Genomic DNA, 13,845 nt, shown 5'->3' on the forward strand with positions numbered 1-13,845 from the left:
AAGAAACATATGGAAAATATTATTGTGATTAAAATCGGAGGTGTTGCTAGTCAGCACCTTTCGCAAGACTTTATTAATCAAATCAAAAAATGGAAAGAAGCAGGCAAGCAGTTGGTTATCGTTCATGGTGGGGGCTTTGCGATTAACAAATTAATGGAAGAAGAGCACGTGCCTGTTAAGAAAATCAACGGTCTGCGTGTGACGAGCCAATCTGACATGAAGCTTGTTAGCTATGCCTTGTTAAATATCGTTGGAGAAAATTTGGTTAAAAAACTTAACCAGTCGTCTATTGATAGCATTCAACTCTTGTCTGATATTGAAAAAGTCGTTCAGGCTGATTTCTTAGACCAAGAAACTTACGGTTATGTTGGCAATGTTTCACAAATTCAGACGGAAATCTTGGAAAAAATGTTGGCGAATCAAATGTTACCTGTCCTTGCCTCAATTGGCTATTCTAAAGATGGTGATATGCTAAATATCAATGCGGATTATCTTGCAACAGCTGTTGCCGTTGCCCTCGGTGCTGAAAAATTAGTCTTGATGACTGATGTTAAAGGTGTTTTGGAAAATGGTGCGGTGCTCGATAGCCTTTCTTCGACAGAATTTCAAGATAAGATTGACCAAGGAATGATCACAGGAGGCATGATTCCTAAGATTGAATCAGCGGTAAATACCGTTTTAGCAGGTGTTGGTGAGGTATTGATTGGCGACAATCTGGTAACAGGAACTTCAATCATCTGCTAACTCTAGCATGAAAGGGAAGATAACAATGACAAAATTATTTCAAAATTATAAACGCGCAGCCGTTGAATTTGTCAAGGCAGAAGGAAATTACCTTTTTGACCAAGACGGCAAGAAATACCTTGATTTTTCAACAGGAATCGGTGTGACAAATCTTGGTTTTCACCCAGAAGTAAAAGCTGCCTTACAAAAACAAGCTGAAGAAATCTGGCACACACCAAACTTGTACCTTAATTCTTTGCAAGAAGAAGTGGCAGACAAGTTGATTGGGAATAAAGATTATCTTGCTTTCTTTGCCAATAGTGGTGCTGAAGCCAATGAAGCTGCTATTAAAATTGCACGTAAGGCGACTGGCAAGCAAGAAATCATTGCTTTTGTTAATTCTTTTCATGGTCGTACTTTTGGGTCAATGTCCGCAACTGGGCAAGACAAAATTAAAACTGGTTTTGGTGATGGCGTGCCACATTTTAGCTATGCGATTTACAATGATTTAGATAGCGTGAAAAGCTTGGTAACCGATGATACTGCCGCGATTATGTTGGAATTGGTTCAAGGGGAATCAGGTGTTCGTCCAGCTGACAAAGGTTTTGTGACAGCATTAAGCGCATTTTGCCAAGAAATAGGTATTTTGCTGATTGTTGATGAGGTGCAAACTGGTATGGGACGTACTGGTAAATTGTTCTCATTTGAACATTATGGCATTGAGCCTGATATTTTCACTTTGGCAAAAGGTCTTGGAAATGGTGTACCAGTCGGTGCCATGTTAGCCAAGGAAAAACTTGGTTTTGCTTTCTCTTACGGTAGCCATGGTTCAACCTTTGGTGGTAATAAACTTGTCATGTCAGTAGCCTCAAGCGTACTCGATATTATGTTGGCTGACGGTTTCTTGCCACAAGCGTTTGACAATGGAAATTACTTGCAAGCTGAATTGAAGAAAGCTTTGGCTGGCAATGCAAAAGTGACTGATGTTCGTGGTCTTGGTTACATGATTGGGATTGAAACGACTGAAAATCTTGCCGAATTGGTCGAAAAAGCACGTGATAAAGGCTTGATTGTCTTGACAGCAGGAACAAATGTTATTCGTCTCTTGCCACCATTGACCTTGACGAAGGAAGAAATAGACCAAGGCGTAGCCATTTTGGCAGAGGTTTTTGCGTAAAAGCTAGGGAAGTTGGGCAAGTTTGTCTCAACTTCTTTTTAAGTTGACAAATTGGTTGAAAATGTATATAATTTTCTGAAAATATGAGAGGTAAAAATATGTCAAAAAATATTTTAATTGTTGCAGGGCATCCCGATTTGAAAAATGATTCTTTAGCCAATAAAACGATTTTGGAAGAAGTGAAGAAAGCTTTGCCAGAGGTGGAATTGGACATCTTGAGTGATTTGTATCCTGATTATCAGATTGATGTGGCAGCAGAGCAGGATAAATTGCGAGAGGCTGATGTGATTATTTTCCAATACCCATTGTACTGGTATATGACGCCGTCTTTGCTTAATAAATGGATTGAAAGGGTCTTTGTTCACGGCTTTTCACATGGTTCAACTGGTGATGCTTTGAAAGGAAAATATTTGGTGGCATCTTTGACAACTGGAGCAGGAGAAGCGGCTTATAGCGCAGAAGCAGGCACGACGATTGATGACCTTTTGGCACCAATTCGTTTGACAGCGAAATTAACACAGTTAAACTATGCAGGTCACATTGTCACACATGGTGTTTCTTACTCACTTCGAGAGGACGCTAACAAAGCACAAGAAATGGTTGTAAAATCACAAGGACATGCCCAAAAATTGGTGGCGTTGGTGAATGGTTTGTAAAAAATATTGATATTTTAGGAGCTCAGATTATTTAATCTGAGTTTTTATTTGACAAGAATTATATACTATTTGACAAATATTTTTTCATTTTTGACAAAGATGCTTGTCAAAAATAAAAAACGATGTTATAATCAAATCAACAAAAGGGAGGAGATTATATGTCGGATAAAAATTGGTTTCTTATTTTTCTTGCTATTTTTGGTGCTTATTTAACATCAGAAGCACCAAATCCTAGGAGGAAGGAATTGTTAAAAAACAATTTCTAAAAAGGAAGCAACTTTTGTTAGTTACTAGAATGGAGGGTATTTTGGTCTTAAAAAATCGTCTTAAAGAATTGCGGGCGCGTGATGGGTTAAATCAAACTCAACTAGCCAAATTAGCTAAGGTTTCTAGGCAAACGATCAGTCTCCTAGAACGCAATGAATACACGCCATCGGTGATTATCGCTCTGCGCATTGCACACATATTCAACGAACCTGTCGAAAATGTTTTTAGTCTTGATGAAGAGGGAGAAGAAGAATGAAAAAAACAAAAAGATTAACAATTGCACAACGTATCTTAACGTGGTTTGGAATCTTCGTAGTTAGTGCGCTTGCAGGTGGGCTTATTGTTATTGGTTATTTTGGTGTTGATTTTGGCGATAATGTGTTAACGTTTAATTATGATACTTTTATGGCTTTGGCTTATGGGATTACTGCTATTTCAATTATTGTTACATTATGGTTTATGTATCAAGCAAACCATTACCATAATCGTTATGAAAGCATGGGTGATGATGCTGATGAAGATGATAGTTATGAGGTTTATCGCAAGACATTTAAAAATTTAGAGTTTGCAACAATTTTCTACAATGTCTCAGTAGCGTTAATTCTCCTTTCAATATTTGGTGATGTTTACGGTTTCCATGATAGGATTGTTAGCGGTGCTGCCCTTAATCTTACAGCATATGTAAAAGATATCATTTTCCTAGCTCTGCTAATTATTTTTCAAGTGATGATATTTAAATTAACTCAGAAAATTCGTCACTATAAATTATCAACTTTTCCGACAATTAAAGAAGTAAAGGAATTTGCTTATTCTTATGATGAAGGGGAGCTTCAAGCAAATTATGAACAAGCATTCTTGATTGTTTTTAATCTTAATCAGTATTTACCATTTGTTTATATTGTGTTGTGTGTGTTAGCAACACTTAGCTCAGTTGATGTCACTTCAGGTTTGGTCGTAACGACAGCAATCTATCTCTATATCAATCTTGCGAACATTCGCTTTGTTAATAAATATTTCAGAAAATAAGAAAAATGATTGACAGCGTTTTTAAATCGTGCTAATCTAAAAAAGAATTGAATAGTTTTCTTCGGGGTGGGGTGTGATTCCCGACCGACGGTGATTCTTTGTCGTTGATTGCTATTTGCTTTTATTCGTTGTTGACGCCTCTTGCCTAACACCAGTTATGTCTGCAAGGTGTCGCCTAGACTAAAAGCAAATCATCAATCAACTTTGTTTGATAATCAAATGAGCAAAGATAAGTCCGTGAGCGCAAGCTGATCTGGTGCGATTCCAGAACCGACAGTATAGTCTGGATGGGAGAAGAAATTGATAGAGTGTCAAAGGGCAAGGCTCTTGCTTTTTGGAATACTTTTTTAGTTGTCTTTGATTGCCTCGTAGTGTATTGCTACGAGGTTTTTGATTACAATTATTGTTTTTTGGTGTTGCTTGATGCAATGGTAAAAATGAATTATCCCGATGAAATTGCTTTGGCTAAGGTCGCTAAGCTTGTTTTCATTGGGATTTTTTTGCTAGAAAGGAGGCTTTTATGCACGAAAACTATATGGCACAGGCAATTGCAGCAGCTAAACAAGGCTTTAGGCAGATTTATACCAATCCCTTAGTTGGTGCGGTTATCGTTAAAAATGGTCGTGTGATTGCTCGTGGTGCGCATTTGCAGTATGGTCACGAGCATGCTGAGAAAAATGCGATTTTGCATTGTGAAGTCCCTGAAGAACTAGCCAATTCAACTCTTTATGTGACTCTGGAACCTTGTCATCATACTGGGAAGCAGCCGCCTTGTACGCAGGCGATTGTTGAAGCAGGCATTAAAAAGGTTGTTGTTGGACAGCTTGACCCCAATCCTTTGGTTGCTGGAAAAGGTTTAGAATTCTTGAAAAGTCAAGGAATTGAGGTTGTCACACAAGTTTTGGAAAATGAGGCACGCGCACTTAATCCGCATTATAATTTTTACCATGAATACAAGCGCCCTTACGTGGTTTTGAAACAAGCGGTGAGTTTGGATGGGAAAATTGCGGTGCTTGGCAAACGAACTGCCTTGACCAATGATGAAACCAACCGTTTTGTTCATGATGAGCGAGATGATTACCAAGCCATTTTGGTTGGTGCTGACACAGTTTTGATTGATAACCCACAATTATTGGGCGCTGGGACGAGTTTGTATCCGCCAGTACGCGTGATTTTGGACGAAACAGGGCGCATTTTTGACAAACGAGAGCTACAAATTTTTAAAAATCAATCAGCGCCAGTTTACATTTTTAGTAGGCGACAAGTTGCGAATTTGCCTGCGCATATCACGGTTATAGCCTTATCTAATTTTTCCATTGCTAACATTTTGCAGGCGCTTTATGAGAAAAAGATTCAGTCTGTTTATGTCGAGGGCGGAGCGCAGGTTCATGATGCATTTTTAGCGAGCGATTTATGGGATGAGCTCATTTCTTACGTGACCCCTAAGGTGATTGGTGGCAATGGCAGAGCTGCTATGGCAAGTTCTCGTCAGGTTGAACAAGTTTACGATTTGCAGGATTTTTCAGTTCAAACAATTGGCACTAATCTACGTTTGTCAGTCAAAAGGAGGTTGTGATGTTTACAGGATTAATTCAAGAACAAGGGCGTATCAGCCGAATCGTCAAACAGCAACACAGTATCAAATTAACTTGCAAAGCTTCACGAAAATTATTAGCGGATTACAAAGTCGGTGATAGTATGGCAATCAATGGGGTTTGTCTGACTTGTGTGGCTAAAGCAGGTGATACGTTTACGGTGGATATTATGCCAGAGACTTTTAAGCGCACTATTTTTTCAGAATGTCGTATCGGTGATTTGGTGAATCTTGAGCTGGCTATGGCTGCTAATGCACGTTTTGAAGGGCACCTTGTGACGGGGCACGTTGATAGTGTCGCAACTCTCATCCAAAAACACAGCGATGAAAATGCTATCGTGCTCAGCTTTGCTATTTCCCAAAAACTCGCAGGGCAAATCGTGGGGCAGGGCTCAATCGCAGTCAATGGGGTTAGTCTGACGGTGGTGTCGGTGACGTCTGGGCAATTTAGCGTGTCGCTGATTCCGCATACGGCGAAAGAAACTAACTTGGCTCGACTCAAAAAAGGCGATAAGGTCAATATCGAGACGGATATTTTAGCCAAATACATGCAAGCACAAGTTACAAAAATGGGAGGACAATAAATGTTTAAGGATGTCGAAAAAGCTCTTGCTGATTTGAAAGCAGGAAAATTAATCGTGGTGGTTGATGATGATGACCGCGAAGCAGAAGGGGATTTGGTTGGTTTAGCCGAATTGGCTAGCGCTGACAATGTGAACTTTATGACCAAGCACGCGCGTGGTTTGATTTGTGCGCCAGTAGCTAAAAGCATTGCTGAGCGTTTGGAACTTGTTCCTATGTCAGCAGAAAATACTGATGCGCATGGCACCGCCTTTACTATCAGCGTGGACCATAAAGAAACCTCAACAGGTATTTCAGCCTTTGACCGTGCTAAGACCATTCAAACTTTGGCTGCTAAGGCTAGTAAAGCTAGTGATTTTCACCGACCTGGGCATATGTTTCCTTTGGTTGGACGAAGCGGCGGTGTTTTGCAACGGCGTGGGCATACAGAAGCTAGTCTTGATTTAGCACGTTTGGCTGGTAGCACAGAAGCAGCTTATATTTGCGAAATTTTAAAAGATGATGGCACCATGGCACGAAAAGCTGATTTGCACGCTTATGCTGAAAAATGGCATTTGACCATGATTGAAGTGGGAGATATCGCACGTTATGTGAGCTTTCAAGATAGCCCAAAGGTAACGTTACCGTCGGCTTATGGTGATTTTAAGCTTCGCTTGTTTGAAGATGAGAAAAAACGTGAGCACCTCTTGTTATCAAAAGGTGACCTGACGTCTGATGAACCACTATTAGTTCGTCTGCATTCGGAATGTTTGACAGGTGATATTTTTGGCTCTTTACGTTGTGATTGTGGTGAGCAGCTGCACGCAGCGATGAAGAAAATTGATAAGCTTGGATGCGGAGCGATTTTATACCTTCGCCAAGAAGGACGTGGTATTGGTCTTAAAAATAAGCTCAAAGCTTATCAGCTGCAAGAAAAAGGATTTGATACCTATGATGCCAATCTTGAGCTTGGTTTTGCGCCAGATGAGCGTGATTACCAGATTGCAGCAGACATATTGTCCTTTTTGAACATTAAACAAATTAAGCTGTTGACTAACAATCCTGATAAGCTAGAACAGCTTGAAAAATCTGGTATCGAGATTGTCGAACGCTTACCGTTACAAATTCCAGCGCACGTTGAAAATCGTACTTACTTGCAAACCAAACAAGAAAAATTTCATCATTTATTACACATCGTTTAAGGAGAAAAAATCATGACAACATTTGAAGGGAAATTTATTGGAAAAGATGTTAAAATCGCTATCGTCGTTGCACGCTTTAATGAATTTATTACCTCGAAATTATTAGGTGGAGCAATGGACGGCTTGATTCGTAACGAAGTAGCTAAAGAAGCTATTGATGTTTACTGGGTTCCAGGTGCTTTTGAAATTCCATTTATGACGAAAAAAATCGTTGCAAGTGGAAAATACGACGGTGTTATCACACTTGGCAGTGTTATTCGTGGGTCAACTAGTCACTACGATCTTGTTTGTAATGAAGTGGCAAAAGGTGTCGGGCAAATCAATCTCACAAGCGATATTCCAGTTATGTTTGGCGTGATTACGACAGAAGATATTGAGCAAGCCATCGAACGCTCAGGTTCAAAAGCAGGAAATAAAGGCAGCGAATGCGCACAAGGTGTGCTTGAAATGATTAACCTAGCAAAACAACTCTAAAACAAACGTGATAGATAGCAAAAAGCTGAGCAAGAACACTCAGCTATTTCGTCATTCTCATTTCAAATGTGCCCAGGCGGTTTGAATGGCGGTAATGTCCACTTTGAAGTGTGATTTGTTTGTTTTCAGATAGGCAAGGTAAAAATCAATCTGTGCAGTTTCGTCGGTAATTGGCATTTCTAAACGGCGATTGTGTACTTGCCTTTCGCGCGTGAGCTGCGTAATATTGGTTGTGAAATACGGCAAACTCGAATAGCGCCTAATTTCATTGAAATCATCAACTTCAGCTTGGTAAATGAATTTCGCATTTGGAATATTGTCCTCGATAATTCGTTGCCAAATGCCAATGTCGCGAAGAACCACGAAACTAAAACCAGCCATTTCTTGAAACGTCGTTTCGGTTTTATTAGCTGGGACAACTATGGCATCACTGTTAACACGTAAACTTTCCGTGCCGACATAAAGCGATTCGATGTCATCTGTTTGAATTTCTTGGTGCGTAAAAATGAGCTGATAATCTTGAGACAGCAATTTAGCAATGACATCATTTTCCGAAAGCAAATTATTATCAATGCTAATATGCTCGGATGCCACATCTTCAGCAATGTAAAGCGGACCAGGGGCTACCGAACCTAATCGTATTTTTCCTGAGTGTTTCTCATTGTGGCACTTTTACGTTATATGATATATCGAATACGACATCTTTAGTAGCTAATGACTTTAACAGTTCGGTAGCTCAAATTATTTATGGTGCTATTGTTATGCTCGTTTCTTTCACCAATGTCTAGATGTATTCAGAATTAACTAATGTTGTGACCACAAATGCAGCAGAAGCAGCTGCAAGAAGCTATTGTAATGAATGGATTGGCTTGGATATTGCTATAAAAGCCATTGGTATGCTATTGAGCATGACCATTTTCTCGCAAGCCATGATGTGGGTTGTACTTTTTTACCGCTGTTATCATCGTCGTCTCAAGGTCAATTAAAAAAACACGCTACAAACGTGTCAGAGCGTAGACAAACCCTCTCAACAGTATAAATATTGTAAATTTAGAGTGTATCTATCGATTTGAATAAACTCTTAGAAATGCTGATATAACGGTGTTCCTAAGGTTTTTTATTTTTTAACAAAAAGAAAAAAAGATTGAAGAAAAATATCCAAAATGGACTTTTTCTTCAATCTGACGCTACAAACGTGTTTTTTTGTTTTATCTCTTAACTAAGAAAAGTTTTCCTTGTGTCGGAATGATAATAGTTAGCGCTAAAATAACAAAAATCAAGGTTAAAATCCCAGCTGTTCCATTAACGGTAAATGAATACCAGTAAGGCGACATTCCTTTTGGCGCATAATTGCCCCAGAAAATAAAGCCAGCGACGAAGTGCCAGAAATAGCGAACAAAGACAGCTAAAACAGCACCACCTGTTGCGTAAAATAAAGCACGTCCTTTATTGTCCTTGACCAGAGCATTTTGAAAAGGAACGGTAAAAATCCCAGCTAATCCCATGGAAACAAAGGCAAGGATATATTCAATAAGTACTTGTGATAAAGCTAAATACCAAACTTTACCAAGGATAAAATGCAGCAAGCCCCAAATCAGTCCAGCTAATATGCCATATTTTGTTCCTCGACGTAGTGCAAAGAGAACCAAGGGAATAGCTCCAAACGACGGTGTGAACCAGCTTGCAAAATCTGGAATATAAGATAAAGCCATGGCTAAAGCAGCTACCAAAGCTGTTTCAATCAAAGCAGACAGTTGAGAATTTTTTGACGACATCATTAAAAGCTCCTTTATTATACAAAGGAGCTTAATTTTCTGATAATATGTGCAATGATATTCAAAACAAAGTTTAAAACGGTCATGTCACAATCCCTACGCTCGTACTAACGAGATCAGGTTATCAGGATTTCGCAAATGCGATCTCAGCCAGAGGCACTCCTTTGTGAATCTAATCACCTATAGTCTAGCATGGAAGATAGTTTCTTGTCAAGATTAGTTTTCATGTTTTTTAAAAGTTATCACACATTTTCAAAATTAGTTCAGACTAGAGACCATAATTGTAATCGTCATCTTGCATGGCTTCAACAGAACCAAGGAGATAACCATTTCCGACCTGACTAAAGAAGTCGTGATTAGACGTTCCTGTTGAAATACCGTTCATAACAATAGGGTTAACGTCATTAGCAGTATCTGGGAAAAGAGGATCTTGCCCTAGATTCATCAGAGCTTTATTGGCATTGTAGCGTAAGAATGTCAATACTTCATCAGTCCAACCAACACCGTCATACAGCGATTTGGTATAATTTTCCTCATTTTCGTAAAGTTGATAAAGTAAATCATACATCCACTCACGAAAATTGTCTTGTTCTTCTTCAGATAATTCATTGAAACCAAGTTGGAATTTATAGCCAATGTAAGTGCCATGAACAGATTCATCGCGGATAATCAATTTGATAATTTCAGCAACGTTTGCCAATTTATTATTGCCAAGATAATAAAGTGGTGTGAAAAAACCTGAATAGAATAGGAAAGTTTCTAAGAAGGTAGAGGCAACTTTTTTTTGTAGTGCGTTTCCATTTTCATAAATATCATTGATGATTTTTGCCTTTTTTTGCAGGTAGTCATTGCTATTTGTCCATTCAAAAATGGCTTCAATTTCAGATTTTGTGTTAAGTGTTGAAAAAATCGATGAATAAGATTTGGCATGAACTGACTCCATGAATTGAATGTTATTCAGAACAGCTTCCTCATGGGGGGTTCTGACGTCCGCACGAATCGCTTCGACGCCAGATTCAGATTGCATGGTATCTAGCAAAGTTAATCCGCCAAAGACTTTTCCGACAAGGTCTTTTTCCTCTGCTGACAATTTACGCCAATCATCAAGGTCATTTGATAACGGAATACGCGTATCAAGCCAAAATTGCTCCGTCAACTTTTCCCAAGTTGATTTATCAATGATGTCTTCAATCTCGTTCCAATTAATGGCTTCATAATAAGTTTGTGACATTTATATTCTCCTAAAAGTGATTAAGAAAGCCAGCCAAACGACTGGGATTTCAGAAATAGTATTTAAATTTTTAAGATTGTTTTTTTCATGGAGTAAGCTAACCTAGCAAGAGCAAGGTATTTTGCCAAGAGTGAAAGTTACCCCAATGCTAACACCTTTTTGAATTCCTAAGCGAAAGTAGTTACTGTTTGATTTTAGCTTTTGTAGAACAAGTATAAGTTTTTAAAAGATTACGCCATGTCATTATGACTTGCTAATAGTTGTTCGATAAAGTCACACCACATAATTAATCGATTTGATACTAGTTGATTAATGGAGTTGGTAAAGGAGTTAACCATTTCGCTATAACGTTTTACGTCTTGCTATTAGGTCCTTTAGGACCAATACGAGTATTGGAAAAGGTTACGACACGTAATTAATCGACTCGATACTAGTCGATTAATGGAGTTAGTAAGTGAGTTAGCCATTCGCCATAGCGAATAGCGTAGTCTGACAGACGTTTTAACGTCTAGTCAGACTTACTCAGTTAAATTACACAGCTTTCGCATTGGTTTGAGCCGACTTCATCACCGTCATCGGTAAAGGTACGGATGTAGTAGATTGATTTAATGCCTTTATTAAAGGCGTAATGGCGCAGGATAGAAAGGTCACGAGTGGTTTGTTTGCTTTGCGTTTTCCATTCATAGAGGCCTTGCGGAATATCGCTGCGCAGAAAGAGCGTTAGTGACAATCCTTGGTCAACGTGTTCAGTCGCCGCAGCATAAACATCAATGACTTTTCGCATATCCATATCATAAGCAGAAGTGTAATAAGGAATAGTATCTGTAGATAAACCAGCAGCTGGGTAATAAATCTTACCAATTTTCTTTTCCTGACGTTCCTCAATACGTTGCGTAATCGGGTGAAGTGACGCAGAAACATCATTAATGTAAGAAATAGAACCATTTGGAGCAACTGCTAGACGATTTTGGTGGTAAAGTCCGTCTGTCATCACAGCATCGCGGAGCTTAGCCCAATCTTCACCACTAGGAATAAAATGTTCTGCAAAGAGTTCTTTCACACGGTCAGATTTTGGGACAAATTCACCTGTAATGTATTTATCAAAATAGCTTCCGTCAGCGTATTTTGAGTTTTCAAACCCTACAAATGTTTGCTTGCGTTCACGAGCGATATGATTTGATTCCACCAAAGTCCAATAATTCATTAACATAAAGTAAATATTGGTAAATTCAATGGATTCTGGGCTACCATAATGAATGTGATGTTGAGCTAGGAAAGTATGAAGCCCCATAGCACCAAGTCCAAAGGTATGCGCTTGTTCGTTGCCATGCTTGATTGTTGGCACAGCTTCAATAGATGAGGTGTCCGAAACAAAGGTCAAGGCGCGTGTCATAGCTTTGATAGAACGTCCAAAATCAGGTGAAGTCATCATATTAACCACATTTGTTGAGCCCAAATTACATGAAATATCAGTTCCCATTTTGACAAATTCTTGAGCGTCGTTAATCACGCTAGGGGTTTGAACCTGAAGCACTTCTGAACAAAGATTTGACATGATAATTTTACCGTCAATTGGATTGGTACGATTAGCTGTATCAATATTGACCACGTAAGGGTAACCAGATTCTTGTTGTAATTTTGAAATTTCAGTTTCCAAATCACGTGCTCTAATTTTGGTTTTGACGATATTTGGATTAGCAACCATTTTGTCATATTCAGCCGTAATATCAACATAGCTATAAGGTACGCCGTATTCACGCTCAACACTATATGGGCTAAAGAGATACATCTCTTCGTTATTGCGAGCTAATTCGTAAAATTTATCAGGCACAGTGATACCAAGTGAGAGAGTTTTGACACGGATTTTTTCGTCAGCATTCTCTTTTTTTGTTGATAGAAACGCCATGATATCTGGGTGGAAAACATCAAGGTAAACAGCACCAGCCCCTTGACGTTGCCCCAGTTGGTTAGAATATGAAAAACTATCTTCAAAGAGCTTCATGACAGGAACAACACCAGAAGCTGCCCCTTCATAACCCTTGATAGGAGCACCAGCCTCACGCAGATTTGAAAGACTGATACCAACACCCCCACCGATACGGGACAATTGTAGCGCTGAATTAATAGAACGCCCAATCGAATTCATGTCGTCAGTTACTGAAATGAGAAAACAAGAGACAAATTCACCACGGCGACTACGACCAGCATTTAAAAAGGAAGGTGTAGCAGGCTGATAGCGTTGATGAATCATTTCAGTTGCCAAATCACGTGCCAATTCTTCATTACCGTCAGCAAAATAAAGGGCATTAAAAAGAATACGGTCTTCAATGCTTTCCAGATAATGTTTACCGTCATTTGTCTTTAAAGCATATTGCTGATAAAACTTATAGGCGGCCATGAAAGATTTAAAACGAAAGCCTTGTGCTTGCAAATCCTTAGCCACAGTCTCAATAAAATCTGGCGTATACTTGTTGATAAATTCTGACTCGATATAATCATTATCAATCAAATAGTTGATTTTATCGATAATCGTGTCAAAAGTCATTGAATATGGAATGACATTTTCACGAAAGAAAGCTTTAAGGGCTTCTTTATCTTTATTCAGGGGAATTTGTCCATTCACAGGACGGTTAATTTCATTATTAAGGCGAAAATAAGAAACATCGCCGAGATTTTTAAGACTCATAAAGTAAGATACCAACGCTCATTAATTGAAGTGTGGTAACTCCTTTCTAATTTTAATTTAATATAGAAGGTTTAGATAATTTCTTTTAATTTTGCAGGTTGAAAGCCAGAAAAAATAATGTCACCTGCTTTAATGACTGGCGCAGCAGAGAAGCCAAGGTCTTTTACATAATCAATCATCTCAGGACGTTCGTCGATGTTGATTTCTTGGTAATCAGCTCCCTCTTTATCCAAGAGTTTTTTTGTCATTTTACACTGCATACAGTTATTTTTTGAAAAAATTGTGATTTTATTAGCCATTAGGGCATCCTCCTAAAAAATATTTCCTTATGGGAAACTCAATGCTAATTTAGAATAACCAAAATTAGTCAAAAAAGCAAGAAAAATCTCTCGAAAAAACACAATATGTAGTATTTAAAAATGATATAACACACAAAATATTGTAAAATCAAGCTTTTTAGAAATGCTAAAGTT

At 38.7% G+C, this 13,845-nt stretch carries 15 protein-coding genes and 2 riboswitches; of the genes, 10 read left to right on the forward strand and 5 right to left on the reverse strand.

The genetic code is table 11. The features are described from left to right. Positions 1–9: 9 nt before the first annotated feature. The 9 genes from argB to ribH all read left to right on the forward strand — a co-directional run bounded on the left by argB (position 10) and on the right by ribH (position 7,680). Positions 10–744, forward strand: a complete 735-nt coding sequence (gene argB / locus E8M05_RS03360) for an acetylglutamate kinase (RefSeq protein ID WP_013851617.1) — start codon at positions 10–12, stop codon at positions 742–744. 25 nt (positions 745–769) lie between these two features. Next, positions 770–1,900, forward strand: a complete 1,131-nt coding sequence (locus tag E8M05_RS03365) for an acetylornithine transaminase (RefSeq protein WP_013851618.1) — start codon at positions 770–772, stop codon at positions 1,898–1,900. Positions 1,901–1,998: 98 nt separating this feature from the next. Continuing rightward, positions 1,999–2,556 (forward strand): NAD(P)H-dependent oxidoreductase, encoded by a 558-nt coding sequence (locus E8M05_RS03370; RefSeq protein ID WP_013851619.1) that lies wholly within the window; start codon positions 1,999–2,001, stop codon positions 2,554–2,556. 280 nt (positions 2,557–2,836) lie between these two features. Continuing rightward, complete coding sequence (locus E8M05_RS03375) at positions 2,837–3,079, forward strand: helix-turn-helix transcriptional regulator (RefSeq protein ID WP_013851620.1); 243 nt, start codon at positions 2,837–2,839, stop codon at positions 3,077–3,079. Then, a complete protein-coding gene (locus tag E8M05_RS03380) occupies positions 3,076–3,849 on the forward strand; it encodes a DUF3169 family protein (RefSeq protein WP_048791503.1) in 774 nt (257 codons plus the stop codon). The genes E8M05_RS03375 and E8M05_RS03380 overlap by 4 nt, the downstream gene beginning before the upstream one ends. A gap of 53 nt (positions 3,850–3,902) precedes the next feature. Next, positions 3,903–4,152: riboswitch (FMN riboswitch) on the forward strand. A 217-nt stretch (positions 4,153–4,369) separates the two neighbouring features. Further along, a complete protein-coding gene (gene ribD, locus E8M05_RS03385; protein WP_003063885.1) occupies positions 4,370–5,425 on the forward strand; it encodes a bifunctional diaminohydroxyphosphoribosylaminopyrimidine deaminase/5-amino-6-(5-phosphoribosylamino)uracil reductase RibD in 1,056 nt (351 codons plus the stop codon). Continuing rightward, positions 5,425–6,027 carry a riboflavin synthase gene (locus E8M05_RS03390; protein ID WP_003063887.1) on the forward strand — a complete coding sequence of 201 codons (603 nt, stop codon included), beginning with the start codon at positions 5,425–5,427 and terminating at the stop codon, positions 6,025–6,027. The genes ribD and E8M05_RS03390 overlap by 1 nt, the downstream gene beginning before the upstream one ends. Next, positions 6,028–7,206, forward strand: coding sequence for a bifunctional 3,4-dihydroxy-2-butanone-4-phosphate synthase/GTP cyclohydrolase II (locus E8M05_RS03395; RefSeq protein ID WP_003063889.1), 1,179 nt, complete (start codon positions 6,028–6,030; stop codon positions 7,204–7,206). Positions 7,207–7,218: 12 nt separating this feature from the next. Further along, entirely contained in the window at positions 7,219–7,680 is a 462-nt protein-coding gene (gene ribH, locus E8M05_RS03400) for a 6,7-dimethyl-8-ribityllumazine synthase (RefSeq protein ID WP_003063890.1), read from the forward strand. Positions 7,681–7,737: 57 nt separating this feature from the next. Here the strand turns inward: ribH and E8M05_RS03405 are convergent, their stop codons facing one another. After that, positions 7,738–8,274 (reverse strand): LysR family transcriptional regulator, encoded by a 537-nt coding sequence (locus tag E8M05_RS03405; RefSeq protein WP_003063892.1) that lies wholly within the window; start codon positions 8,272–8,274, stop codon positions 7,738–7,740. A gap of 194 nt (positions 8,275–8,468) precedes the next feature. Here E8M05_RS03405 and E8M05_RS11425 point away from each other — a divergent pair, with 194 nt between their 5' ends. Beyond that, complete coding sequence (locus tag E8M05_RS11425; protein WP_003063895.1) at positions 8,469–8,666, forward strand: hypothetical protein; 198 nt, start codon at positions 8,469–8,471, stop codon at positions 8,664–8,666. A gap of 222 nt (positions 8,667–8,888) precedes the next feature. Here E8M05_RS11425 and thiT read toward each other — a convergent pair whose 3' ends face one another. The 4 genes from thiT to nrdH all read right to left on the reverse strand — a co-directional run bounded on the left by thiT (position 8,889) and on the right by nrdH (position 13,671). Then, positions 8,889–9,455, reverse strand: coding sequence for an energy-coupled thiamine transporter ThiT (gene thiT, locus E8M05_RS03415; protein WP_041974048.1), 567 nt, complete (start codon positions 9,453–9,455; stop codon positions 8,889–8,891). Positions 9,456–9,531: 76 nt separating this feature from the next. Further along, positions 9,532–9,629: riboswitch (TPP riboswitch) on the reverse strand. Positions 9,630–9,723: 94 nt separating this feature from the next. Next, positions 9,724–10,686 (reverse strand): class 1b ribonucleoside-diphosphate reductase subunit beta, encoded by a 963-nt coding sequence (gene nrdF, locus E8M05_RS03420; protein ID WP_003063899.1) that lies wholly within the window; start codon positions 10,684–10,686, stop codon positions 9,724–9,726. Positions 10,687–11,212: 526 nt separating this feature from the next. After that, positions 11,213–13,372 (reverse strand): class 1b ribonucleoside-diphosphate reductase subunit alpha, encoded by a 2,160-nt coding sequence (gene nrdE, locus E8M05_RS03425; RefSeq protein ID WP_003063901.1) that lies wholly within the window; start codon positions 13,370–13,372, stop codon positions 11,213–11,215. Positions 13,373–13,443: 71 nt separating this feature from the next. After that, entirely contained in the window at positions 13,444–13,671 is a 228-nt protein-coding gene (nrdH, locus tag E8M05_RS03430) for a glutaredoxin-like protein NrdH (RefSeq protein ID WP_003063903.1), read from the reverse strand. Positions 13,672–13,845 lie beyond the last annotated feature (174 nt).

The sequence above is a fragment of the Streptococcus pasteurianus genome (assembly GCF_004843545.1).
Taxonomy (GTDB): domain Bacteria; phylum Bacillota; class Bacilli; order Lactobacillales; family Streptococcaceae; genus Streptococcus; species Streptococcus pasteurianus.

Bases quoted from the DNA above. Each gene is read 5' to 3' on its own strand.
- E8M05_RS03365 (WP_013851618.1), top strand. From the start codon at position 770: ATGACAAAATTATTTCAAAATTATAAACGCGCAGCCGTTGAATTTGTC.
- E8M05_RS03370 (WP_013851619.1), top strand. From the start codon at position 1,999: ATGTCAAAAAATATTTTAATTGTTGCAGGGCATCCCGATTTGAAAAAT.
- E8M05_RS03390 (WP_003063887.1), top strand. From the start codon at position 5,425: ATGTTTACAGGATTAATTCAAGAACAAGGGCGTATCAGCCGAATCGTC.
- E8M05_RS03380 (WP_048791503.1), top strand. From the start codon at position 3,076: ATGAAAAAAACAAAAAGATTAACAATTGCACAACGTATCTTAACGTGG.
- thiT (WP_041974048.1), bottom strand. From the start codon at position 9,455: ATGTCGTCAAAAAATTCTCAACTGTCTGCTTTGATTGAAACAGCTTTG.
- nrdF (WP_003063899.1), bottom strand. From the start codon at position 10,686: ATGTCACAAACTTATTATGAAGCCATTAATTGGAACGAGATTGAAGAC.
- argB (WP_013851617.1), top strand. From the start codon at position 10: ATGGAAAATATTATTGTGATTAAAATCGGAGGTGTTGCTAGTCAGCAC.
- nrdH (WP_003063903.1), bottom strand. From the start codon at position 13,671: ATGGCTAATAAAATCACAATTTTTTCAAAAAATAACTGTATGCAGTGT.
- E8M05_RS11425 (WP_003063895.1), top strand. From the start codon at position 8,469: ATGTATTCAGAATTAACTAATGTTGTGACCACAAATGCAGCAGAAGCA.
- nrdE (WP_003063901.1), bottom strand. From the start codon at position 13,372: ATGAGTCTTAAAAATCTCGGCGATGTTTCTTATTTTCGCCTTAATAAT.
- ribD (WP_003063885.1), top strand. From the start codon at position 4,370: ATGCACGAAAACTATATGGCACAGGCAATTGCAGCAGCTAAACAAGGC.
- ribH (WP_003063890.1), top strand. From the start codon at position 7,219: ATGACAACATTTGAAGGGAAATTTATTGGAAAAGATGTTAAAATCGCT.
- E8M05_RS03395 (WP_003063889.1), top strand. From the start codon at position 6,028: ATGTTTAAGGATGTCGAAAAAGCTCTTGCTGATTTGAAAGCAGGAAAA.